The following is a 25,551-nucleotide window of genomic DNA, read 5'->3' on the forward strand; positions in this document are numbered from 1 at the left end:
TGATCAGGAATCTTCTTCACTGTCTTCTACAGGGCTGGAGCTTAAGGTTCCGAACAGTGCCTGTCCGAATACAGAGCCTGCGTCCTCAAGCTTCCAGGAAGCTCCGTCGTTGATCAGGGTAAAGGTTGTGGTCACTGTTTTTTCTTCTTTGTTCTCCTTGATGGAGTCGATCAGAAGCTGGTAGGATTTGTTATAGCGCTTCTGGGCACCGTCGATGACCGCATCCGTAGAGGAAAGGTAATCATCTAACTGAGACTGATAGCTGTTTAAAATCGCCTCGCTGTCAAAGGTGGTGATATCCGCCTTTACAGAAGAGTGGTAGCCGGAAACAGAGGTTTCCCCGATGCTGTAGTTAAAAATGTTATGAACCTGTTCCACCAGGGCATTTGCAAGGCTGATCTTGTTGGGATCCTCTGTGCTTACAATAGAGTCGGCATTCAGGTAATTGGCCAGTTCCTCAGTGGACATATTTTTCAGCGTGTCCAGATACACAAGAAGGGTATCCTCAGGTGAGAGAATATCGGGATCCGACAGATAGTTCATAAGACCGCCTACCAGATCATTTTCCAGTGTGGTGGTACGCTTGATCTCCCATATGGTTTCCTCATTTTTTTCGGAGGCGGTAAGGGTGATGCTGCAGTTGCGTTCTACGGTCTGGTATTTGTTGGAGCTAAGAAGCTGGTTCAGAAGCATGTACCGGTCTTCCAGGGTGACGGTCTGGTCATCCTCTGTATCATCTGAAGCAGCCAGCGCAATTTCATGCTTCAGCAGCGCCTTGGAAAAATCCTCGGCAAGTGCCCGGGCATCCAAGGTAAACAGACGAAGGCTTACTTTGGCAATTGCTTTGTCCCGGTTCACGGAGGTATCCAGAATCTTGTAATCGAAATCCTGGAAAAACAGGGAGAAAACTTCCTCAACATCTGAGGACATTGCGGCGTCTTCCAGGTCGCCGGGGAAAATTTCCTGGTAGGAAATGTATTTCTGTGTGGTGTCGGAATCCAGATGCTTCAGAAGATCCAGTTCCCGCTTTACTACTTCGTCAATCTTTTTTTCTTCTTTACCTGTACAGCCGCAAAAAAGAACTGCACACAGAAGCAAAAGAGGAAGCAGAAATTTGACTGACTTCATACAGTTTTTTCCTTTCATTATAAGTAGGTGCATTATACCATTTTTCGGTATAAAAGTCAAAAATCCCTAAAACATATACGATATTTCTAAAAAAAGAGTGAAAAAATTGTGAAAATTGCATTGAAAAAGACCCTTGTTTGCCAGGAAAGCTTTTCTTTTGGGAAAGAATCTGTTATGATTAGTTAGGTAAATGCAGATGACAGGAGAATGTACCTATCTGTTATAATGCAAATGATATAAAGAATAATTCCAGTGTAACTGTGAAGGTACTGAACAGTTACATTCCAGTTATCGTACGGGAGGTAACTATGAAGAAAAAATTTTTTGTCATCGGAGGAATTATTATACTGGCTGGAGCGGCAGGCGCTGGCGGCTGGTATTATTATAAAGAGAATTATGCGAACTCATCCGCCGCATCCGGGCAGGTGGCTTATGTGACTAAGATCAGCACATTGCTTGGAGAGGATTCCGGTGTGGTGAATCGGTTTGCCGGAGTGGTAGAGCCTCAGGATACTGTGAAGGTAAATATTGAGAACGGCAGAACCGTTACCGAGGTAAAGGTGAAAACCGGTGACGAGGTCAAGAAAGGCCAGCTGCTTTTTGAATACGATTTAAGCAGCATCCAGGACAGCTTAAAGGAAGCACAGCTTGCACTTGACCGTCTGAAGAATGAGGCGCTCAGTTTGAATGAGCAGATTGCCACCCTTGAGAAAGAGAAGAAGAAAGCCAACAAGAGCAGCCAGCTTTCCTACACCATTGAGATTGAGACCAATAAGATGAATCTCAAGAAGAATGAATATGACCAGATCAGCAAGCAGGCAGAAATTGACAATCTGCAGGCAGCCACCACCAATACAGAGGTGCGCAGCGAGATCGATGGCGTCATCCAGAAAATTGATACCAGCAAGCTTGGCAGCTCAGATGGAGATACTCTTGACAACAGCATGGGCTCTGATTCCGGAAGCTCTGATTCCGATAATTCATTTATTACCATTTTGAGCACAGGTGCTTACAGAATCAAGGGATTGGTTAATGAGCAGAACCGTAATTCCGTTGTTCCGGGATCCGCTGTGATCGTGCGCTCCAGAGTAGACGAGAATCAGATCTGGCGCGGCACTATGGGAGCTGTAGATGAGCAGAGTGCATCCAGCAGCAACAATAGCAACAGCTATATGTGGGGAGGTTCCAGCGGCGATGACACCACAAGCTCCAGCAGCTATCCATTCTATGTAACTCTGGATTCCTCTGACGGGCTTATGCTTGGACAGCATGTATACATAGAGATGGACGAGGGTCAGGAAGACAAGAAAACCGGCGTGTGGATCGGAGATTATTACATTGTAGATGCAGACACAGAGAACCCTTATGTATGGGCTGTGGATTCCAAGGGACGGCTGGAGAAGCGTTCCGTAATCCTTGGACAGCATGATGATGAGCTTTCCGAATATGAGATTGCAGACGGTCTGACTGAGGATGACAGCATTGCATTCCCGTCAGACAGCCTTGAGGAAGGCATGAGCACCAAGGACATGGCGGATATGACAGATGAGGATTACGCCAATATGCTGGATATGGAGAGCAGTGCAGACGGAGATCTTTCTGATGAAATGTACCCTGATGAAGCATACTCCGATGGAGATACCATGGAGTCAATGGACGGAGAGGCTTCCGCTGATTTCATAGAAGGCGGTACAGATGACAGCATGGATGCCGCCATAGAGGATTCTTCTATGGATGGGGACTATACAGAAGAGGATATGGAAGGCTTCACGGATGAGAACATGGATGAACCACAGCAGTACGGTTCTGATGATATGGAGGCAGCAGGATGATTCTTGAACTGAAGGGGATTTATAAGGATTACCAGCAGGGAAAAATGACCGTTCCTGTTCTTAAGGATGTGAATTTTTCCATGGAGGAGGGGGAATATGTGGCAATTATGGGTCCCTCCGGTTCTGGCAAATCCACATTGATGAATATTATCGGCTGTCTGGATCAGGCAACCAAGGGAACCTTTTTCCTGGATGGAGAAGACATCAGCAAATGCTCTGAGAATGAGATGTCAGATATCCGTCTGAACAAGATTGGATTTGTATTTCAGAGCTTTCATCTTCTTCCAAGGCAGTCTGCCATTTCCAATGTGGAAATGCCGTTGAACTATGCACATGTGCCAAAGAAGGAGAGAAGGGAGCGGGCATTTGCAGCCCTTGACAGAGTGGGGCTTGCAGACCGTGTGGATTTCAGGCCGAATCAGCTGTCAGGAGGTCAGATGCAGCGAGTTGCCATTGCCAGGGCCATTGTGAACAACCCCAAGCTTCTGCTTGCAGATGAGCCGACGGGTGCTCTTGACAGTAAGTCCGGCAAGCAGGTGATGGAGCTGTTCCAGAAGCTGAATGACGAGGGCGTTTCAGTTCTGATGATCACACATGATCCGGAAATCGCAGCCCATGCCAAGCGGGTGGTTATGATCCGTGACGGTGAGCTGCAGGAAAAGAGGTGATCCCATGGGCAAAGTAAAAAAAGTAATCATAGGCGTGGTTGTCACAGCTCTTGTGGGAACCGGCATCGGCGGCGGACTTCTGTATGTGCGCAAGGGGAGCCAGAAGGAGGTTCTTGTGGCAAGCGTCAGTGATCTGGCAGGAGAGAACTACGGCTCCGACAATACTTTAAGCGGAAATGTTTATGCCAATGCCACCCAGAGAATCACGGTGGACAAGGACATGATCATTCAGGATATTTTTGTAAGCAAGGGAGACGAGGTGAAGCCGGGAGATAAGCTGATTTCCTTTGATATGACCCTTGTGGATATGGAGCTGAATATTGCCAAATTGAAGCTTCAGAAGCAGCAGCAGGATCTTGCAACAGCAAAGAAGCGTCTTACAAGCCTGCAGAATGGTGGTCCGATCCTGGATTCCGATGCCAATTCTGCGGACAGCCTGATTGATTCCGGTTCTGATTCGGGCTCTGGCTCCGATTCCGGAACTGGTTCTGGAAGTGATGGTGCAGATGATATGGCATCTGCCAATGTAACCGCATCCGATCATTATCTGGCAGTTGCCATGCAGCCTCTTTTGCTGGCTGCTGTTGCAGATGGCTTCGGGGACGGACAGGAAAGTGCTGAAGCTGCAGCTGAGGTGACAGATGCAGGAAGCGAAGATTTGGGAATGGCAGATTCCGATATGGCAGATGGCAGCGAAGACCTTGGTGAGGATCTAGGTGGGGATTCCACCTCTGCATCTGACTACTATGGAAAAACAGAGGATGACAGCGGATTCAGCAGCGATGCGTCTGCATCCGACCAGAATGGTTTTATTTCAGATGGAAATAACGTAGATCCTACTCAGGATGGAGACAATTCCCTGAATAAAAATGAAGGGTTTGTGGATGGAGACGAACCGTTCTATCAGACACTGGATTATGATACAGAACCCTTTATGGGAGAGGGAACCGAAGAGAATCCGTATCTGTATCTGTGTTCCAGCGCTAAGGGCAAGGTAACCGTGACAGGAGCCTTCCTCAATAAGATGGCAGGCTACAATGCAGACGGAACCATGCTCATTCATCCAGGCGGATACTGGTATCTTCTTGAGTTCCATCAGAACGATACCATTGCAGATTATGAGAACAGAAAGCAGTCCTGCACAGGCTATTACCTGATCGAGGGAAGCCTGCTCTCCAATCCGGTAGACCGTTTCGTGGAGCTGGATTTCACACTGGAGGATGCCCTTCATTATGATAACGGCAGCAGTGATGATCCGGAAATCCCGGACAACGGCGGCGGTGATAATACTGGAGGAGATACTTCCACCCTGACCCGTGCGGAAGCAATTAAGATCCAGAAGAACCGAATTGCCAGCCTGGAACTGGATGTCCAGGAGAGCGAGATCAGCATCAGCAAGCTTGAGAAGAAAGCAAGCAGACAGCTGATCACAAGTAAGCTTGACGGTATTGTGACTACAGTTGGAGATGCTGCCACAGGCACCAACTCGGAATCTGATTCTTTCCTGGCAGTAAAGAGCAAGGACGGCTATTATGTACAGGGAACTGTCAGTGAGCTTATGCTGGATCAGGTTCAGGAAGGCACTATGATCAGCTGCAGCTCCTACGGGGAATTTGGATATGCCATGTTTGAGGCGGAAGTGGTTCAGGTGTCTGACTATGCAGTGTCCGGAGATAACTATTATTATTACGGGGACACCAACCCCAATGTATCTTCCTATACCTTTACAGCCAAGATTACAGACGATACGGCGCAGGTAAGCGCAGGAGACTGGGTTGACATCCAGCTTGAGAAGCAGGAACAGGCTTCAGAGGGAATTGTGCTTTCCAAGGCCTTTGTCCGTACTGAGGACGGAGTCAGCTATGTATATAAGGACGTAAATGGCGTCCTCAAGAAACAGATCGTCAAGGTGACGCAGAATGTAAACGGCGGCATGTATGTGCTGATTAACGGCGGATTATCCATGGAAGACAAGATTGCTTTCCCATATTCCAAAACGGCACAGGAAGGCGTGAAGACAAAAGAAGGCTCTCTGGATACGTTTATGGGATATGATTCCACCTCGTATTCAGGCATCGGTTAAGGAGGGATTTCATGTTTGAAAATATACGTCTGGCATTCCAGGGAATCTGGTCACACAAGATGAGATCTTTCCTTACAATGCTGGGTATTATCATCGGTATTGCATCCATTATTGCAATTGTGTCCACCATCAAGGGAACCAGTGAGCAGATCAAGGAGGATCTGATCGGTTCCGGCAACAATACGGTGAATATCACTCTTTCCCAGGGCGACAGTGCCTACAGTGCGGACTATTACAGCGACAGCTCTGTCGTTACCCCGCTTCTCAGCCAGGAGCTGAAGAACGAGGTTCTGAAAGCTGACCATGTTGTGAATGCAACCTTTTTCTACAGCAGAACAGATTACAACAGCAATGTTTACTATGAAAACAGCAGCTTTTCCGGCGGAAAGGTGTATGGCGTAGACAAGAATTATCTGGATACCTGCGGCTATCAGGTGCGCTCGGGAAGAGGCTTTGTACAGCAGGATTACGATGATTTCCGCAAGGTTGCGCTGGTGGACAGCTATGCGGCAGATACTATCTTTCCAGGAGAGAATCCGGTGGGAAAAATTCTCGAGATCGGCTCTGAGCCCTTTACCGTTGTAGGGGTTATACGGCAGGCTTCCGACAGTCTTCCCAATATGGATTCTCCAAATGAATTTTACAATTACTATGAGAGCATTATGGGAACGGTGCTGATTCCAAATAAGTGCTGGGCAATCCCGTACAAATTTGATGAGCCTGAGAATGCCATTATCCGTGTGGACAGCACTGATAATATGAGTGCTGCTGGTTCCGCAGTTGCCAAGATCCTGAACAAATCCATCAGCAGTACAAACACGAACAGCAGCAGTAATCTGAAATACAAAGCGGATGATGTGATGCAGCGTGTACAGGATCTTCAGAAACTAAGTGAGAGCACCAACTCCCAGCTGATCTGGATCGCAAGTATTTCCCTTTTGGTTGGCGGTATCGGTGTTATGAACATTATGCTGGTATCTGTAACCGAGCGTACCAAGGAGATTGGTCTTAAGAAAGCCATTGGGGCAAGGAAGAAGACCATCCTGAACCAGTTCCTTACAGAGGCAGCTGTACTGACCAGTGTAGGCGGTATTATCGGCGTCATCCTTGGAATCGGACTTTCCAAGGTGGTATCCAAGGTGGCGGGCTCGCCTACCGCTATCAGCGTTCCTGCTATTGTAGGTTCTGTAGTGTTCTCTATGCTCATTGGTATTATCTTCGGTCTGCTTCCATCTGTGAAGGCAGCCAACTTAAATCCGATTGACGCGCTGAGAAGTGAATAAAAGATAAAATTGTTTTAAAAGAAGCAGTCAGAAATGTGAATGAGAGGATTCGTGTTCTGGCTGCTTCTTGTTTTGCATCGGAGGTTTTTCATATGCTGCGTTCTGCGGCCTGCTGTCTCGTTAAAGCTTTTGCAGAACAGGAATGGGCCATGTTATAATATTTAGAGATTGAATAGAGATTCCTTTGTTAAAGTGGGAAATATAGAAATCTGTGTGGTGCTTCAAACAAGCTCCAGGTGGATTCTTGACAGAAACCTTAACAATGGAAGGAGACTTTTTAATATGGGAAAATATAAGAAATGGAAGCGGCTTGTATCTGTATCCACAGCCGCGTGCATGGCAATTACAGCAGCCAGCCTGACAGGATGCAGTGGCGGTGACAGTGGAAGCAGTCAGTCAGGTAATGAAAATGCAGAAAAAAAGGACGCATCTGGTTCCGGGGAGTCAAAGGCAATGGGACGCTATCTGGAAGAAGAACTGGCAGTGCCAAAGGGCTGCATGGAAATTTCCAGTCTGCAGATTCTGGAAGACGGAAGCATGGAAATGATCGCACAAAATGGAGATGGCGTGCTGTGCCTGTATAAGTCAGCAGATCAGGGAGCAGACTGGGATGAAGGCGTGACGCTTGCAAGTATTTTCGGACTGGAGAGTTCCAATGGGGAGCTGTTTTATAAAACAGCCCTGGGAAAGGATGGAAGCATTCTGGGCGGCGTATATGTAGAAGCTGAGGATGAAAATGGCCTGGGAACCATGGATTACTATTACTGTCCGGCTGGCGGTGAAGGTAGAAAGCTGGTATTTGAAAATGCAGCAGATGGTTTGGCCTGGGGGATGAAGATCGGTGCAAACGGGAATCTGTTTTTGCAGTTTTCAGGAAACGGAATTCAGGAAATCAATCCAACGGATGGCAGCATCGTTCATGAATATGAAAAAGGAAGTTCTACAGATTATATGGGTGTCACTTCTGAGTATCTGATCATAGTTTCAGCCGGTGAGGTGTATTATTATGATGTGGCCACCGGTAAACCTGCCGAGGGTGGTGATGTTCTTACGGAACAGCTGAAAAAGACGCCCTCCAATCTGGAATTTGGAAATTCATCTGGTACCTCTTTGATGTTTATGGACGGAGATGAGGAAGGAACCGTATTTTATGTGGACAGCACCGGTCTGTATCGGTATGCTTTTGGGGGCAATGTGATCGAACAGGTGATTGATGGAAGTCTGAATACCATTAGCACTGCGAATAAGGCTTTTGAAGATATGGTATTAGGTCCTGACGGAAAAATTTATATAGCAGAAATCGATTACAATTCCAGTACAATGTCTGGAAAGCTGTATTCCTATACTTATTCAGCAGACACTCCAACTGTGCCGGATACAGAGCTTACCATTTATTCTCTGGAAGACAATTCCAGCATTCGTCAGGCTGTGGCCATGTTCCAGAAAAAATATCCGGATATTTATCTGACTCTGGAAACGGGAATGTCCGGGGATGATGGCGTGACCCGTACAGACGCGCTGAAAACCCTGAATACAGAGATTATGGCTGGAAAAGGACCGGATATTCTGATCCTGGATGGAATTTCTTCTGAGACATATGTGGAGCAGGGAATGCTGGAGGATTTAAGCGGTATTTTAAAAGCTGCGGGACTGCTTTCCAATATTGAAGAGGCGTATAAAAGTGAAGATGGAAGCATTTATGAGATGCCTGTGAAATTTGGAGTCCCTATGATCGAAGGAAAGAAAGAGGATGTGGATGCCGTGACGGATCTTACCTCTCTGGCAGATGTGACGGAAAAACATAAAGAGGAATACGGGCTTTCTACAGAAACATTTTATAAGCTTCCTCTTACATATTCCATGTATCCGAAAGCATTTCTGGAAGAACTTGCAGATGACAATTCAGCAGCCTGGGTGAAGGAAAACGGAACCTTGGATGAAGAAAAAGTGAAAGAGTTCCTTGAGCAGGCCGGAAGAATTTATCAGGCTGGAAAGGATGGCATCGAGGAATTAAAAGCTGCTTATCCGCAGGCCTTTGACGAGGGTCAGCAGGCAGAGTATGACAGGTCTTACGGCATCAAAGGGGAGACCATAACGCTGCTAAACGGGATCTGCAGCTTTGCTGTGGGCGGTGTCTATTCTCCTATGGATTTTGCATATGTGACTTCCATGGCAGACACCGATTCTTCCTTGTCCTATGGAATTTGGAATGGACAGGCTGCAAACTGCTTTATCCCGGTGAACAAAATCGGAATCAGCTCCAAGGCCTCCCAGAAGGAGGCAGCAGAGAAATTTGTACAGTATCTGTTTTCAGAAGAGGGACAAACAGTTTCGCAGAAGGACGGATTTCCTGTAGTGGAAAGCGTGTACGATGGAGAGGACTACTGGAATCAGGGCGAAGAAGGAAAGGTTCTTGGCAGCGGCTATAGCGGTCAGGGAGTGGAATATAAGATTGTGGTTCCGTCTGCTGATAAGGTAGACGCACTGAAGCAGCTTGGAAAAACACTGACTACTCCGATCTTGGATAATGCCATTATCACCAGTGCGGTCAGTGAGGCTGGCGTGCGCTATCTGAACGGAGAAATTAATCTGGATGAGGCTGCAAATGCGGTGATCCAGCAGGTGAATCTGTATCTGGCAGAGTAAATTTGATTGTAATTAACAGGAAGGGGTGCTGCAGCTGGGGAGAAAGTACCAGCTGCAGCGCAGTATGGAGAGTATAAATGTTTAAAAAGCTGCACAGGCAAATGACAATATTTTCGGCATTGATCACAAGCGAGATTCTGATTTTGATGGCAATTGCCAGTCTTGTGATTTTTGAGCGGGGACTTACCCGCAACAGCTATGAGAGGTTTTTAAATAATGGAAATTCCTGTGTAGCTTACCTGGAAACCCAGAGCGTGCTTTCCCACAAATGGATCCTGGAAGCCAAGCAGGAATATGGAGTGGAGCTTCGGATCCTGAATAATGGGAAAAGGCTGTTTTTTGACAAGCTGAATGAGGAAAGCAGCTCCAATGCTTCAGGGGAAAATGGCCGGAAAAGCTCTGTGGAAAATATGCTGGCGGAGGCTGCCAGAATCTCCAGGGAGGAGCAAGGGCTGGATGTAGAGTATACGGGAAGCATTTCCCTTCCCAAAGAAGTTTATTTTGAGACAGCAGATTTTTATGCATGTACGGCGCTGATTCCAAAGGGAAGCGGCGTGTTAAGCCTGGTGTTGGTGTATCCCCTTGACGGATTGAAGGGACAGATTTTTCACCAGAGGATTTTGTGGGGAGGATTGCTGCTGATCGCGGTGCTGGCACTGGTTGTGTTTTCCTGGTTTTTTACCGGGAAAATGCTGCGGCCGCTGGAAGAGAACCGGAAAAGGCAGACTCAGTTTATTGCTTCGGCCTCCCATGAGCTGCGGTCACCGCTGGCTGTGATCTTATCAAGCGTTCAGGCCATAGAGGCGGATCCGGGGGAGTGCAGGCGCTTCCTTTCCACTATTAAAAGTGAGGGAACCAGGATGTCCCGGTTGATCGGGGATATGCTGGCGCTGGCAAATGCGGACAATAAGTCCTGGAGTATTATGAAGTCGCCCTGTGAGCTGGATACTTTGCTTTTGGAGACGTATGAGAAGTATGAGCCGTTGCTTCGGGAAAAAGGAATTTCCATGAACGTGGAGCTTCCAGATGAGTCTCTTTCCCCGTGCAGATGCGATGGCGGACGGATCAGTCAGGTTCTGGGAATCCTTCTGGATAATGGTGCCAGCTATGTTCCTGCAGGTGGAAAAATCAGGATCGGTGTGGAAGAAAAGGAAAAATATTTTAGGATTTATGTGGAGGATAATGGACCGGGGATTTCGGATGAGAATAAGGAAGCAGTGTTCCAGAGATTTTACCGGGCAGATTCTTCCAGGAAGGATAAGCAGCATTTTGGACTTGGGCTTTGCATTGCAAAGGAGATCGTGACGCTGCATCATGGAAGCATCCGGATTGAGGATACAAAAGGAGGGGGTACTACTTTTGTGGTTCGGCTGCCGAAGTGACAGAGGCGTTTGGGATTGCGTTTATGCAGGTCTGGTGGGACTTAGTGAAGCAGTTGTTACCAGGACGTGAGTTCACAATGTATATTCATCGCAGGTCGTCGCAACACTTCGCCGAGCTAACTGTCAACTGCGACTAAACATCTCAGGAGAGCCTTCGATGTTAAGTCTTCGTAGACAGTGGATCTCGTCTCCGTTAAAAGCGCTCCTGGAATGACCTGCTCACGAATATACATTGCGAACTCACTGGTTACTGGCAAAGAGAATGTGCTAAAACGATACTTCTTCGCTGGCGCTGGGAGGGAATTCAGACAGATACACATACTCTAAGGCTCTGCTGTTTCCAGGTGCAAACCCGAAGCCTATTGACCGGCACTAAGGGAATTCCAGCGATGCACAGCCTCTGGGCACCTGTTACTCCTAGAGCGTGTTTGAAAAAGGCTTTCTGCAAAATATATCGCAAAGTGGGGCATGCAGATCGCGGGAATAGTTTTCAATAGCCAGCGTTCCCCTTGATTCACTAAATCCCCTTTCAGTGATACACCTCCATCTGATACCCAACTCCGCGGATGGTTTTTAACTGGAGACTGCTGTCTACGGCGTGCAGGCGGCGACGGAGGAAGTGGATGTAGTTGTCCAGGTTGCCGTCTTCTACATCAGATTCCAGGCCCCAGACGCGGGAGAGAAGAAGGGTTCTGGGGAGTACCTGGCCTGGATTTCGGAGAAACACCTCCATCAGGGTACTTTCCCGCTTGGACAGGGTGCATTCCTTCGCCCCTTTAGAGAGCCGTCCGCACTCCGGATCAAAGGACACATCCCCAAGCTTCAAAAGCCCCAGATCGCCCCATTTGCCAGGACGGCGCATAATGCTGCGGATTCGCGCCAGCAGCTCCTCAAAGGCGAAAGGCTTCACCATATAATCATCTGCACCGCAGTCAAGCCCCGTAATCTTGTCCTCAAGTTCTCCAAGTGCCGTCAGAAAAATCACAGGTGTGGATACATTCGCTTTCCGCGCCTCCTTTAAAACCTGGGTGCCGTCCATAGAAGGAAGCATGCGGTCCAGGATCACAAGGTCATACATGTTTTCCTGCATATAATAAAGCCCCTCCGCGCCGTCCAGGCACACATCCACTGTGAAATTGTCTTTCTCCAGGCGAAGCTTCGTAATCTCCGCCAGTTCTTTATCATCCTCTATCATTAAAATACGCATTGCAAAAACCTTTCTGATCTATTTTCAATTTTGGCATTTTTCTCATTGTACCACAGAAATCTAAAAAATATCTCTAAAAAAATTTCTAAAAAAATCAATTACTCATTTAGAGAAAAATCACTCATTTAGAGAAAAAATAGAGATTCCACTGTTATCTTTACTTCATCAGGAAACATCATTTCCTCCAGACAATGAGTGATGAAAAGAGGATTTATCTTTGAAAAGAAAACGTGCCTTCAAAGGCATTTTATTTATTCTGCCAAGCTTTGCAGGCGTCTGCCTGTTCTGGCTCCTTCCTTATATGGATGTGATCCGCCGCTCCTTTTTCAGTGCAGTGGGAGGGACGTTTACAGGACTGAAAAATTATGAGACCGTTTTTGCTAATCAGGCATTTCTGCTGGCTGGAGAAAATACCATTCGTTTTTTCGGAACCTGTATTCCCTTGCTGGTGCTTCTGTCATTAATAACAGCTGTACTGATAAATGGACTAAAGGAAATGCACAGACAGCTTTTGAAAACAGCCTTTTTACTTCCCATGGCAATCCCGGTTGCCTCGGTTGTACTTTTATGGAGAGCTCTGTTTAATGGACAGGGAATTTTAAACCATTTACTGTTCATGCTGTCCCTGAAAAACGTGGACTGGATGAATACAGGCGCCTCCTTTGGCGTGCTTGTGATCAGCTATATCTGGAGAAACCTGGGGTATGACATTGTTCTCTGGCTGGCGGGGCTGTCTGCCATTCCGGAGTCCCTTTATGAGGCTGCCCATGTGGACGGGGCAGGAACCTGGAAATGCTTTACCTGTATCACCATGCCAAACCTTCTCCCCTCCCTTTTTACCATTGTGGTACTGTCTCTGCTAAATGGCTTTAAGGTGTACCGCGAGGCCTATCTGGCAGCAGGAGACTATCCACAGGAAAAAATGTATCTTCTTCAGCATCTGTTCAATAACTGGTACAGAGACCTTGCCATAGACAAAATGTCCGCGGCAGCTGTGATCACGGGACTTGTGATCATGGCACTGATCCTGCTTTTGCAGAGGGCCTGGGAAGGGGATGCATAAGGATGAAAAAGATAACCGCATTTTTGCTTACCCTTTTGGCCCTTGTTTTCGTATTCCCGGTTCTGTTCCTTGCAGTGGGCTCCCTGATGGGAAAAAACGAGCTTACGGATCTGCTTCTTCCTGTTTTAAAAACAGGAAGCACAGGCTATGCCTCCTGGAAGCTGTTCCCGGAGTATCCTACTTTAAGATCCTACGTGGAGGTGCTATTAGATTCCCCGGAATTTTTCGTCATGTTCTGGAATTCCGTGAAGATCACATTAGGAGCACTTGCAGGCGAGCTTCTTGTAGGAATGCCTGCGGCCTGGGGATTTGCCAAGTTTGATTTTCCAGGAAAAAAAGGATTGTTTACTTTGTATATCGCACTGATGATGATGCCATTTCAGGTTATGCTCCTTGGCAATTATCTGGTGCTGGATGATTTACGGCTTTTGGACTCGCTTTTGGGAATTATTCTCCCGGCGGTTTTCTCCACATTCCCCGTATTTATTATGTACCGCTTTTTTGAGGGAATCCCTCTGGCGCTTCTGGAAGCGGCAAGACTTGACGGCGCAGGTGAACTTCGGCTGTTTTTTATGATTGCCATCCCCTTAGGTTCACCTGGCGTCATTTCTGCCATGGTTCTTGGGTTCCTGGAATACTGGAACCTGATTGAGCAGCCTATGGTATTTCTGAAGACAAAGGAGTTGTGGCCCCTGTCTTTGTATCTGCCCAATATTGACATGGATCATGCAGGCACCGCTTTTGCGGCGTCTATGGTTGCCCTGATTCCGGCTGTACTGGTGTTTTTTGCCGGGCAGGATTACCTGGAGCAGGGAATTGTCTCTACAGCTGTGAAGGAATAAAAATGGAAAAGGAAGATTGGAGATTGACATGAAGAAAAAATTGATTGGTGCGGCGGGGATGTATTTTGCCGTGATGCTGATTTTTGCTATATTATCAAGAGCGGCGGATTCTGTGAATGTGATACAGATCCAGGTAAAAAATCCCCAGAATCAGATGGTGACCCATGAGGTGACAGGCACCGGAAAAGTGGAGGGCAGCCAGGAGATGGCTGTATTTGTCCAGGAAAACCTGCAGGTGGAGCAGGTTTTGGTCCATGCCGGGGAAACGGTGAAAAAAGGGGATGCTCTTATGAAGCTTTCAGGCGAGAGCATTTCATCTGCCGCAAAGGAACTGGAAAATAAGATCAAAACCCTGGAAGGCCAGGTGAAGGATCTGGAAAGCCAGAAAAGTGTGGATAACCAGAAAAGAGCGTCTGAGCAGTCCTGGGCGGAGAATTCTTATGCGCTTGCTGCGCAGAGCGGAAATGTTTCTGTGGATAATGCAAGGGCAGAGGTGAATGTTGCCAGACAGCGCCTGGAGGAATTTTATCAGGAGAGAGAAGCAGCTGCGCAGGAAAAAAATGAAATGGCAGGCTTTACCTCCGGCGATACCGGGGAGGCAGAGGACGGGGCTAGAGAGTCAGAAGCTTCTGTAAATAGCTTTGAGAGCGGAGGCGAGACGGAGACCGCTCGGGAAGAAGCACAGCAAGATAATACCGATTATAGCATCGCGACGCAATCTGGCAATGAGACTTTAGATGGCAGTTCACAGCTATCGGATAACGGCGAGTTAGAGGAAAGCTCCGGGACAAGTTCAAGCTCCGACGCTGCTTCCACCCAGGATGATTCCGCCACAGAAAAAGCCCTCCAGGACGACCTTCGCGGGAAACAGGAGGCTTTAAACGAGGTAATCGCAGGAAGAAACCAGACTCTTGCCAGTGCCGGCAAAAATATAACCGATGCCAACGCACCCCAGGCCTCTGACAGTACTCTGGAAAATACAAAGCGGGAGCTGGAAAACACAAAGGAAGATCTGGAAAAAGTGACCCTGCTTCAAGATACGGGAGGAATCATAACATCACCCTCCGACAGTGTCCTGAAAAGCCTGTCCGTACAGACGGGAGACATTACCGGGCAGGGCGCTGCTGCAGTCCTCTATCTTCTTGACGATGATTTCCGAATGACCGGAAGCATTTCCAAAGAAAACCTGAAATACATTGATACCGGCATGGATGTTCAGATTAAAGATAATAACAATAATGATATATCCGGCGCAACTGTAGAGGGTATCACAGAAGATGAGAACGATCCTGACATACGAAATCTTTCCATCTTGCTTCCAAAGGGCAGCCTTTCCATCGGACAGACCGCCCAGTTTTCCATATCAAAGGACGCTGGTCCTTATGACTGCTGTGTTCCGCTGACAACGCTTTATGAGGAAAACGGCCAGAATTATGTGTATGTGACGGACACAGAAAATACAGTGCTTGGAACCGTGCTGGTGGCCCGTCAGGTTTTTGTGACAGTCAAGGACAAAAACCAGACAACGGCAGCCCTGGAAAGCGGAAGCATATCCTCCGGGCAGCAGGTGATCGTTTCGGCGAACCGGGAACTGAAGGATGGCAGCCGGGTAAGGCTGACAGAAGATTAGGGGAAAAGCAATGAATCTTAAAAAATACTGGAAAAATATCTGCTTGTGGATCATCGCAGCCCTGCTTTTTTATTCGGGAATTCAGAATTATGCATCTATGGAAGAAAGCAATGCAGCTGTGATTGAACTCTATGGCACATACCCCGATCAGAAACGGGCAGAAGAAATCCTTTTGTCCGGTGCTAAAGCAGAGGAGTTCACAGATCTTTGTTTTGTATGGAATGGCGGAATGACAGATCTGCAAAATCCCGAATACGTTCGCCAGACACAGGTGGCAGTTACTGGTGTTCTTGGAAAGGCATCTCTGTACGACCGGGAGGGCATGGCCCTGGATGAGAACGACCAGGAAGGCTGCATTATAGATGAAAAAACAGCAGTGGAGTTATTTGGAAGCAGAAACTGTGTTGGCGGAGCAGTGGTTTTGAACGACAAAACCTATCTGGTTCGCCAGGCGGCATCCTGGAATATGCATCGGATTCTCATTCACCCCGATGCAAAGGACACCATTTACACCCAGGTGCTGGTCCGTCCGGCAAAAGGACAAAGTAAGGAAAATGCAGCTTCCGGATTCCTCATGAGCAACGGCTATTTTGGAACACTGGTGGATGACGGCTGGCTTGAAAATCTGACTCCATGGTTTCCCGCCGCGTTTGTTCTGCTTGCAGCCTTTTGTATTCAGGGAATCCTTGGCAGGCTGGTAAAAGGCAGCCGCTATTTAAGATGGATCCTGACAGCTTTTTTGTGGGGAGGATGCCTGTTCTTTCTCTCAGGCTGGATTACCTTTCCCTACGACTGGCTGCCGGATAAATGGTCCGACTTCTCTTTCTGGCCGGAAAAAATCCAAAAAGAAATGGAACTTTTCCGGTGGTATGTGATGCTTCCCAAAACAGCTGCCCAGGCAGAGCGTCTGTGCGCAGGCATGGGATGCATGCTAAAATGTGCGGCAGCAACTGTGATCATGCTGATTGCGGGCGTCTGGTAGGGCATACACAAAATGCTGTACCAGACGTCCTTTTCCTGTTTTGTCAAAAGAATTTTCCTGGAAAAGGAATATTTTGGTACATTTTTTCGTGAGAGATTTCTCTAAAGTATTTGCCAGAAGGGACCAGAGGTATTATAATGGAGTGTAAGACCCTGGATCCCTTTTCAAACAGGCTTCAGCAGGGATGAGGATTTACAGTTGCTGTTTTATCTGGAAAATCAGAGCCGAAAGGGCAGAACAGTGACGATTTTTTATAAGAGATAAGGAGAGATTGAATGAGTAAGATTGCCATTGTAACGGACAGTAACAGCGGCATTACGCAGGAGGAAGGACGCAGACTTGGAGTATCTGTGATCCCTATGCCTTTTTTTATTAATGAGAAAATGTATCTGGAAGGAATCACCTTAAGCCAGGAGGAATTTTATCAGTGGCTGAAGAGCGACGCTTTGATTTCTACCTCCCAGCCAAGCCCGGGAGAGACCATGGGACTTTGGGATACCCTTCTGAAGGAATATGATGAGATCGTACAGATCCCTATGTCCAGCGGACTTAGTGCTACCTGCGCCACTGCAATGGGACTTGCCCAGGAATATGAGGGCAGAGTGCATGTGGTAGATAATCAGCGAATTTCCGTAACCCAGCGCCAGTCTGTGGAGGACGCCATTGCCCTTCGTGAGGCAGGCAGAAGCGGTGCAGAGATTAAGAAGATCCTGGAGGAGGAGAAATTCAATTCCAGTATTTATATTACCCTTGAGACTTTGAAATATCTGAAGAAGGGCGGAAGAATCACCCCGGCGGCAGCCGCAATCGGTACGGTTCTGAACCTGAAGCCGGTACTGCAGCTCCAGGGAGAGAAGCTAGATGCTTTTGCCAAGGTAAGAGGCAAGAAGCAGGCCAGACGTACTATGCTGAAGGCCATGAAGGCAGACTTCGAGGGACGTTTTGCCCAGTTTGTCCAGAATGGAGAGATGTGTCTTCAGGCTGCTTACACCGGCAACCCGGAAGAGGCACAGGAGTGGAAGCAGGAGATGCAGGAGGCATTCCCGGGAATGGAGATTCACATGGATCCGCTGTCCCTTAGCGTGGCATGTCACATTGGACATGGTTCCCTGGCAATTGCATGTTCACGTAAAGTGACCGTGTAATATACAGACAGGAGTTACAGAGTCAGAAATAGTTCTGTGAATGAACTTTTTTGAACTGCCGGGTGACAGAAATTGCAGAAATGATAACAGAAATAACATCCCCTCGGGGAATTTAGGAGGATTTATGAAAAAACTTACAGACTATATGGCGGAAGAGCTTTCTTCTGCATTCGAGAAAGCAGGATATGATCCGTCCTACGGAAAAGTAGGCGTATCCAACCGTCCGGATCTTTGCGAATACCAGTGCAACGGTGCCATGGCAGGAGCCAAGGCTTACAAGAAGGCACCGTTTATGATCGCTGACGACGTAGTAGCCAACCTGGCAGACTCCAAAGTCTTTTCCATGAAAGAAATGGTAAAGCCTGGATTTATTAATCTGAAGGTCAGCGAGGAGTTCCTTGCAGATTATCTGAAGGAGATGGAGAAGGACGAGAAGCTTGGTGCAGACACAGCCAAAGAGCCGAAGACCATCGTGATCGACTACGGCGGACCAAACGTTGCCAAGCCGCTCCATGTAGGACATCTTCGTTCTGCCATCATTGGCGAGAGCATTAAGAGAATCGGCCGTTTCGTGGGACACAAGGTGATCGGTGACGTTCATCTTGGGGACTGGGGACTTCAGATGGGACTGATCATCACCGAGCTGAAGCACAGACAGCCGGAGCTTGTATATTTTGATGACAGCTTTACAGGAGAATATCCAACAGAAGCGCCATTTACCATCAGCGAGCTGGAAGAAATCTATCCATGTGCAAGCGGCAAATCCAAAGAGGATGAGGCATACCGCCAGGAGGCACTTGAGGCCACTCACCTTCTTCAGCAGGGCAAGCCAGGATACATGGCTCTGTGGAACCACATTATGAATGTTTCTGTTACAGACCTTAAGAGAAACTATGCCAACTTAAACGTATCCTTTGACCTCTGGAAAAAGGAATCCGATGCCCAGCCATACATCCCGGATATGGTAGAGATGATGAAGGAAAAAGGCTTCGCATACCAGGATCAGGGCGCACTTGTTGTAGATGTAAAGGAAGATACCGATACCAAGGAAATTCCGCCTTGCATGCTTCTGAAATCTGACGGAGCTTCTCTTTATACAACTACAGACCTTGCTACCATTGTAGAGCGTATGAAGCTGTTCCACCCGGATGAGATTCTTTACGTTGTAGATAAGCGTCAGGAGCTGCACTTCATCCAGGTATTCCGCTGTGCAAGAAAGACCGGACTGGTAGAGGATGACACCAAGCTTTCCTTCCTTGGATTTGGTACCATGAACGGTAAGGACGGCAAGCCGTTTAAGACAAGAGAAGGCGGCGTTATGCGTCTTGAGAACCTGATCGCAGACATTGACGAGGAAATGTTTAATAAGATCGTGGAGAACAGAAGCGTCCGCGATAAGGATGCCAAAGATACTGCCAAGATCGTAGGTCTGGCTGCAATCAAATACGGTGATCTTTCCAACCAGGCAACCAAGGATTATATTTTTGATGTAGACCGTTTCACTTCCTTCGAGGGAAATACAGGTCCGTACATCCTTTACACCATTGTTCGTATCAAATCCATCCTGAACCGCTATGTGGAAGCAGGCGGAAACCTTGAGGCTGGAGAGCTTCTGAAGGCTTCCAATGGAAGCGAGAAGAACCTGATGCTTCAGCTTTCCGGATTTGGCAGCATGATTGAGAGTGCATTTGAGGAGAAGGCACCTCACAAGATCTGCGCTTATATTTACGAAGTATCCAATGCATTCAACAGCTTCTATCACGAGACCAAGATTCTCAGCGAGGAGAACCAGGCACAGAAGGAATCCTATATCCGCCTGCTTTTGCTGACCAAGAGAGTGCTTGAGACAAGCATTGATCTTCTGGGATTTGAAGCACCGGATAAGATGTGATGGGATTTGTAAGGAAAATTTCCTGAGATTATTTCGCATAAAGAAAACGTATTTTACAGGGCTGTGTATCTGCCAAGTTATTTCGGCAGGGCACAGCCCTTTTTCAAACAGGCTCTAGTTCTTGACAGAATAATTTAGTTGTACTATCATCTAACTGGTTGAACATACAACTAATTAATTTGAAATAAGTAATCGGGAAAGGAGAAAACCATGGACAGCACGCAGCGTAAAATGACAAAAATTGCCCGTGAGATCAGCAAATTCACCGTACAGATGATGAAGGAAGACGGCATCGGGACAGCGGAATTTGATGTGATACATTTTATCCGGCACAATCCAGGAGTGACCCAGACTGTGATGAGAGAGTCCCTGAAAATTGACAAAGGGGCAGCAGCCAAGCGGGTGGCAAGCCTGGAAAACAAAGGCTACCTGATCCGAAAGCACAATCCGGAAGACGGAAGAAGCCAGCTTTTATACGCTACACCCAAGGCAGAAGAACTGAAAAATTCCAAAGCACAGATCGAGACCATTTTTTATGAATGGCTTTTATCAGAGCTTCCAGAAGAGGAAAAAGAAGCGTTTTGCAAAACTTTAGATACCCTTTACTGGAAATCAAAGCGGCAGCGCCAGGCTGGATTCCCGGATGTGACACAAAAGGTAATGGAACACAAAGATGAGGGAGCAGAAGATGGAGAAAAGTGACAAAACCTTTCAGCCGGACAGAGTGCTTTCCTATTTCAAAAAAGAATGGAAGGTTCTTCTGATCGTGACCATTTCCGGCCTGATCTATAACCTGGGACTTCTGGCAGGCCCCTGGTTTGAGGGAAAAATGACCGGCTGTCTGGTTGAAATTCTGAGAGGGCTGGGACAGTTTTCCGACATGCTGGTTCTGGTGCTTGGATATGTGACAGCCATTGCGGTTGTCCAGATTGCCAGATACATCAAACGATTTTATGTGCGGCGTTTTGCCAACAATGTAAACCGCCGGATGAAAGAAATCCTGTATGCAGGCCTGGTAAGGAAAAGCCGCGCAAGCCTTCGGAAAGAGGGCGAGGGAAGCATTATGACCAAGGCAATCCTGGACGTAGATGACTGCGTGGAAGGAATGCGTAAGTTTACCACGGAGATTTTTGATACAGGAGTGGCCCTGGCTGCTTATGCGGGAATGCTTTTGTGGTATGATTTCCGGCTGGCACTGCTTTGCATGATTTTCCCGCCAATTTCCTATATGACGGCGGAAAAGATGAAAAAGATGATTCAGAGGACAGGGGCTGCATACAAAGAGCAGTCCGGATATCTGAGCAATGCCACTTTGGACAGGGCAGAAAATGCCATTACATACCGTGTTTTTGGATGTGAACAGGAGCGGCAGCTTGCTTACGAAGAGAACCTCACTTCTTATGAAAAATCAGCAGTAAAGGCCAATATCTGGAATTCCGTAATGCCGCCGGTGTATCGGATTATTTCCATGGTCGGAGTTTTGTTTATCCTGTATTTCGGCCAGAAAAATGTTCTTGGAACAGGCTGGAGCACCTGGACCATTGCGTCCTTTACGACTTTCCTGGCATGTTTTGTGAAGATGTCCGTAAAGTCCTCCAGTGCGGCGAAGCTGTTTAATGCAGTGCATAAGGCACAGGTTTCCTGGAAAAGAATCAAGCCGCTTTTGACAAAGCAGGAAGAAGAGAACGGGGCCAAGGCAAGGGAAAATTCTGAAAGACAGGATACAGAAGGAAAAGAAGCTGGTTTAGAAAATGTAACTCAATTACAGATCGGCCATTTGAAGTTTGCTTACCCGGATGGTAAACAGATTTTGAACGATATTTCCTTTCAGATCAAAAAAGGCCAGATGATCGGAATCACCGGTCCGGTGGCCTGCGGAAAATCTACTTTGGGAAAAGCTTTTTTGTGCGAATATCCCTATGAGGGACAGATCCTGGTGGATGGCGAAGAACTTCAAAAGATGACACCATCAAAGCGTACGGGTATCATAGGCTATCTTGGTCATGATCCAGAGTTGTTTAATGACAGCGTGGAAAATAACGTTCTTATGGGAACAAAGAAAAATGCAGAAGATTTCCTTAAAATGGTTTGCATGGATGAGGAAGTAAAGGAAATGGACAACGGCATACAGACTTTGGTTGGAAATGGCGGGGTACGTCTTTCCGGCGGTCAGGGAAAACGTCTTGCCCTTGCCAGAACCCTTTGCTATCAGAAGCCTGTGCTGATTCTGGACGATCCTTTTTCTGCCCTGGATAAAAGCACGGAGAAGCAGATTTTTGCAAATCTGAAAGAGCAGTCTAGGGAGAATATGGTTCTGTTGATTTCCCACCGTCTGTATCTGTTCCCACAGATGGATCAGATCATCTGGATGGAGGATGGAAAAACAGTGACAGGCACCCATGAGGAACTTCTGAGAAAGGTGCCGGAATATGAAAAATTGTTTATGGAGGAAGGAGGCGCAGGCAATGAAGAAAAATAAGGAAGCTATGGGAGCCCCAAAAAGACAGGTAAAAACCGTCATCTGGCAGACTGTGAAAAAGCAGAAATGGCTGTCCCTTGGAATTGTTCTGGCCGTTGTCGGCGCTGTTGTGACTGCGCTTATCCCGCCTCTGATCCTGGCCCGGATCGTGGATACCATCACAGGCGGAAATAAGGCAGCCGTTTATATCCTGGTCCTTTATTTTGCAATGCTTGCACTTACCGGGTTTATGGAATCTGCAAGGGAAGGGCTTCTGACTGTATTCGGACAGAAGATTACCCATGCTCTTCGAAGCAGTCTTATGGAAAAATTCGTAAGCCTTACCTCTGATAACCTGACCAGGCAGGAGCCCGGCACCCTGGTTTCCCGTTTTGTAGGGGACGTTGATACGGTAGAGAATCTTTTTACATCAGGAATCATTAGTATGTTTGCAGATGCCTGCAAGATTATCAGTATCCTGGTGGTAATCTGGTTTGAAAATAAGGGACTTACAGTGGTGCTTCTTGTAATGCTGCCCTTCCTGTTTGGGTTCACCAGACATGTGCAGAAAAACATGCTGACCGCTCAGATTGAAAACCGAAAAGCAGTGGGAAGAGCTTCCGGCCATGTTCCTGAGACCCTGCACAACATCCGCACCATCCACTGTCTTGCCAGGGAAAAATATATGGAAGAGCGTTATGACACCTATATTGGTGAGAGCTATCAGGCAATGGAGCGGACCAATTTCTATGATGCGGTGTATTCTCCGGTAATTCTGATCTTGAATGCGATTGTGGTTGCGGTTGTGATGCTGCTTTCTGCGTCCGGAAATCAGTCTGTACTGACCTTCTTTGGAATGTCCGCGGGAACTGCTGTGGCTGTGATCAATTACATTTCCCAGATTTTTACTCCGGTAGAAAGCCTTGGAATGGAGATTCAGACCATTCAGTCGGCTGTGGCTGGTATTCACAGGATCAATGAATTTCTGGCATTGGAAGAGAAGAGCCAGGTTGTGGCTGAAGGAAATATGGAAGTGCTGAAGGATGAGAAATTTGCAGAGCATGCAGGAGATAGGGAAAACCTGTCAGATTTTTCAAAGAAGTCTGTTTCTAAGAGTGGAGTTCCATTCGTAGAATTCAAAGATGTGACCTTTGGCTATGATGAGCATGTGGTGCTGGAACACCTGAATTTTAAAGTTATGGACACCGACCAGGTTACGCTTCTTGGCCGTACCGGTGCAGGAAAAAGTACCATATTAAAGCTGCTGCTTGGACTTTACCAGCCGGATCAGGGAGAGGTGCTGATCCACGGTATGCCGACAGCTGCAGTGCGGGCAGAGGAAAGACGAAAGCTTTTTGGCTATGTGGAGCAGTCCTTCCACATGGTTCCAGGAACGGTTCGGGATCAGATCACTCTGTATGATAACCGGATTTCTGACCGTCAGGTGAAAGCAGTTGCAGAGCTTACCGGATTAAAGGAGGCAATTGAAAGACTGGAAAATGGGTATGACACGATCTGTACACCGGAGATTTTTTCCAAGGGCCAGTGGCAGCTGCTGTCCATTGCCAGGGCAGCTGCGGCCGAACCTAAAATGCTGCTTCTGGATGAGATCACCGCAAACCTGGATGCCGAGACGGAGAAAAGTGTGCTGGCGGCACTGAAGCGTGTGGCAAAGGATCGCACGGTGATTTCCATTTCCCACAGAACATCGGCGGAGTTGGGAAGAACTATCAGTATTTAAGAGAAAGCTATAACTGCTGTATGAAAACAGAAGTTAAGGAAGAGCTTATTCTGTGATCATATAGCAGTTTTTTATGGAAAAATAGTTGGAAAGGAATGCATAAATGGTCGGTTGCTGAGATTTTATGCAGTTCTGAAATTTTTATAAAGTACTTTTCAGATGAGGATTCTGGTGTTATAATTTCGATTACATTCTTAAATGCCCAGATGGAAAACGCGGGCATTTCATAATCTCTAATTTTATCTGATTTATCATTGGTTTTATTCACTTAATTTTTATTTCCAGACAGTTTTTTACATAAAAAAGAGGTGGTCATGATCAGTCTTACAGGCATGATTTTAAAAATGCGTTACTGCGTTGTGGAGGAAATCGGCTCCGGGGGAGAGGGACATCTGTACCTTGCCAGGGATATGGAGCTTGGAAATTACTGGGCAGTGAAGGAACTTCCCATCTCCAAAAAACGGGAAGCAAAGCTTTTGCGTCTGCTGGAACATCCTTTTGTTCCAAGGATGGTGGACTATATTGAGACAGAAGAAGCCTGCTATCTTGTGATGGAATTTATCCGGGGAAAGTCCCTGGGACAGCTGCAAAGAGTGGGGCATGTATTTACAGCAGAGGAAATCCTGAGTTATTCAGATACGGTGCTTCAGGTGCTGGAATATCTACATAATCAGAAGCCGCCCATTTATTATGGGGATTTGAAGCCGGATAACCTGATGCTGTCGGAGACTGGCAGGCTGTATCTGGTGGATTTTGGAAGTGCAGTACTGGGATTTGGAAATGAGCCCAGAATCTGTATGGGAACGGAGGGCTTCGCCGCGCCGGAGCAGTATCAGGGAAAAGTCAGTGAAAGAAGTGATCTTTTTGCTCTTGGAAAAACCATCCGCTCTTTGGCCGGGCAAAACTGGGGGAGAATTTTGTGGAAGATTCCGGGGCTGTGGCTGTTTGTGCATCGCTGTGTGCAGCCGCAGGAAGAAAAACGTCTGCAAAGTGCGGCACAGGCAAAGAAAATGCTTCTTAACATAGGGAAAAGAAGAGGGCGGACCAGAAAGAATATGGCAGTAGTGCTGGGAACGGCCGCAGTTCTGCTTGCTGGCGGCATGTTTTTTGCAGTGCGGGAGAGAAAGCCTTCCTTTAAGGAAGCGCTGACAGAAGTAACGACGCTTTATTATGACACTTTGGCAGAAAAAAACACTGATGAAAATGCGCAGGTAGGCAAATCCTGGGAAAATTTGTGCCAAAGGGCTGAGACAGAATTGCAGAAAATACAAAAAGAATATAAAGAAGACAGAGAGCAGAGGCGTATTTTACTTTTGCTGGCGGCGAATGCAGAACTGCAGAAAGAGTGGGAACGGGCAGCGGTATATTATGAACAGCTGCTTTTATACGCACCGGAATATGCAGAAGGCTATGGAAAATATGGCCTGTTTCTTCTGCGAAGAGGCCAGCGAAGCTCCAGCAGAAAGCTTCTGGCTTTATACAAAACAAGCGGGGCAGACGGAACGGACTGTCAAAGCGTGAAAATATGGGAAACGCAGCTGGAAATTGGTTGAAGCGTGAAGCTATGGAA

The 25,551-nt window shown here is 47.2% G+C and carries 18 protein-coding genes and 1 pseudogene; 17 read left to right on the forward strand and 2 right to left on the reverse strand.

Annotation, left to right across the window (positions count from 1 at the left end; genetic code table 11):
- Positions 1-3 precede the first annotated feature (3 nt).
- Positions 4-1,128, reverse strand: a complete 1,125-nt coding sequence (locus OCV70_RS06290; RefSeq protein ID WP_173765568.1) for a hypothetical protein — start codon at positions 1,126-1,128, stop codon at positions 4-6.
- A gap of 308 nt (positions 1,129-1,436) precedes the next feature.
- Between OCV70_RS06290 and OCV70_RS06295 the strand changes: the two genes are divergently transcribed.
- The 7 genes and pseudogenes from OCV70_RS06295 to OCV70_RS20125 form a co-directional block, all read left to right on the forward strand.
- Complete coding sequence (locus OCV70_RS06295; RefSeq protein ID WP_117854392.1) at positions 1,437-2,960, forward strand: efflux RND transporter periplasmic adaptor subunit; 1,524 nt, start codon at positions 1,437-1,439, stop codon at positions 2,958-2,960.
- Positions 2,957-3,628, forward strand: coding sequence for an ABC transporter ATP-binding protein (locus tag OCV70_RS06300; protein ID WP_021926852.1), 672 nt, complete (start codon positions 2,957-2,959; stop codon positions 3,626-3,628). Before OCV70_RS06295 ends, OCV70_RS06300 begins: the two co-directional genes overlap by 4 nt.
- 4 nt (positions 3,629-3,632) lie before the next feature.
- Positions 3,633-5,711 (forward strand): HlyD family secretion protein, encoded by a 2,079-nt coding sequence (locus tag OCV70_RS06305; protein WP_262579433.1) that lies wholly within the window; start codon positions 3,633-3,635, stop codon positions 5,709-5,711.
- A gap of 11 nt (positions 5,712-5,722) precedes the next feature.
- Positions 5,723-6,994, forward strand: coding sequence for an ABC transporter permease (locus OCV70_RS06310; RefSeq protein WP_186901586.1), 1,272 nt, complete (start codon positions 5,723-5,725; stop codon positions 6,992-6,994).
- Between the two features lie 282 nt (positions 6,995-7,276).
- Positions 7,277-9,640, forward strand: a complete 2,364-nt coding sequence (locus tag OCV70_RS06315) for an extracellular solute-binding protein (RefSeq protein ID WP_262579436.1) — start codon at positions 7,277-7,279, stop codon at positions 9,638-9,640.
- A gap of 77 nt (positions 9,641-9,717) precedes the next feature.
- The gene (locus OCV70_RS06320; RefSeq protein ID WP_195588243.1) at positions 9,718-11,022 is read left to right on the forward strand and encodes a sensor histidine kinase; all 1,305 of its coding nucleotides are present in this window, start codon (positions 9,718-9,720) and stop codon (positions 11,020-11,022) included.
- Positions 11,023-11,463: 441 nt separating this feature from the next.
- Positions 11,464-11,535 (forward strand): annotated as a pseudogene (locus OCV70_RS20125) (hypothetical protein); the annotation flags it as partial.
- 16 nt (positions 11,536-11,551) lie between these two features.
- On the opposite strand, the gene OCV70_RS06325 reads toward OCV70_RS20125, so the two are convergent.
- Positions 11,552-12,229 carry a response regulator transcription factor gene (locus tag OCV70_RS06325; RefSeq protein ID WP_117854388.1) on the reverse strand — a complete coding sequence of 226 codons (678 nt, stop codon included), beginning with the start codon at positions 12,227-12,229 and terminating at the stop codon, positions 11,552-11,554.
- Between the two features lie 217 nt (positions 12,230-12,446).
- On the opposite strand from OCV70_RS06325, the gene OCV70_RS06330 reads away from it, so the two are divergent.
- The 10 genes from OCV70_RS06330 to OCV70_RS06375 all read left to right on the forward strand — a co-directional run bounded on the left by OCV70_RS06330 (position 12,447) and on the right by OCV70_RS06375 (position 25,534).
- Positions 12,447-13,292, forward strand: a complete 846-nt coding sequence (locus OCV70_RS06330) for a carbohydrate ABC transporter permease (protein WP_243000353.1) — start codon at positions 12,447-12,449, stop codon at positions 13,290-13,292.
- 2 nt (positions 13,293-13,294) lie between these two features.
- Complete coding sequence (locus OCV70_RS06335) at positions 13,295-14,134, forward strand: carbohydrate ABC transporter permease (protein ID WP_117854387.1); 840 nt, start codon at positions 13,295-13,297, stop codon at positions 14,132-14,134.
- Between the two features lie 28 nt (positions 14,135-14,162).
- The gene (locus OCV70_RS06340; protein WP_262579437.1) at positions 14,163-15,764 is read left to right on the forward strand and encodes an HlyD family efflux transporter periplasmic adaptor subunit; all 1,602 of its coding nucleotides are present in this window, start codon (positions 14,163-14,165) and stop codon (positions 15,762-15,764) included.
- A 10-nt stretch (positions 15,765-15,774) separates the two neighbouring features.
- Entirely contained in the window at positions 15,775-16,746 is a 972-nt protein-coding gene (locus OCV70_RS06345; protein ID WP_173765559.1) for a hypothetical protein, read from the forward strand.
- Positions 16,747-17,021: 275 nt separating this feature from the next.
- Positions 17,022-17,891, forward strand: coding sequence for a DegV family protein (locus OCV70_RS06350; RefSeq protein ID WP_117854384.1), 870 nt, complete (start codon positions 17,022-17,024; stop codon positions 17,889-17,891).
- Positions 17,892-18,015: 124 nt separating this feature from the next.
- Positions 18,016-19,782 carry an arginine--tRNA ligase gene (gene argS / locus OCV70_RS06355; RefSeq protein WP_117854383.1) on the forward strand — a complete coding sequence of 589 codons (1,767 nt, stop codon included), beginning with the start codon at positions 18,016-18,018 and terminating at the stop codon, positions 19,780-19,782.
- Between the two features lie 210 nt (positions 19,783-19,992).
- Positions 19,993-20,484: a MarR family winged helix-turn-helix transcriptional regulator gene (locus OCV70_RS06360; RefSeq protein ID WP_117854382.1), complete on the forward strand. Its 492-nt coding sequence runs from the start codon at positions 19,993-19,995 to the stop codon at positions 20,482-20,484.
- On the forward strand, positions 20,471-22,261 hold the full coding sequence (locus OCV70_RS06365) for an ABC transporter ATP-binding protein (RefSeq protein ID WP_173765558.1): 1,791 nt from the start codon (positions 20,471-20,473) through the stop codon (positions 22,259-22,261). Before OCV70_RS06360 ends, OCV70_RS06365 begins: the two co-directional genes overlap by 14 nt.
- Positions 22,248-23,981: an ABC transporter ATP-binding protein gene (locus tag OCV70_RS06370; protein ID WP_262579439.1), complete on the forward strand. Its 1,734-nt coding sequence runs from the start codon at positions 22,248-22,250 to the stop codon at positions 23,979-23,981. The genes OCV70_RS06365 and OCV70_RS06370 overlap by 14 nt, the downstream gene beginning before the upstream one ends.
- Before the next feature lie 314 nt (positions 23,982-24,295).
- The gene (locus OCV70_RS06375) at positions 24,296-25,534 is read left to right on the forward strand and encodes a serine/threonine protein kinase (protein ID WP_186901595.1); all 1,239 of its coding nucleotides are present in this window, start codon (positions 24,296-24,298) and stop codon (positions 25,532-25,534) included.
- Positions 25,535-25,551 lie beyond the last annotated feature (17 nt).

It is taken from the genome of Blautia acetigignens (assembly GCF_025566865.1).
In the GTDB taxonomy this organism is placed as follows: domain Bacteria; phylum Bacillota; class Clostridia; order Lachnospirales; family Lachnospiraceae; genus Blautia_A; species Blautia_A acetigignens.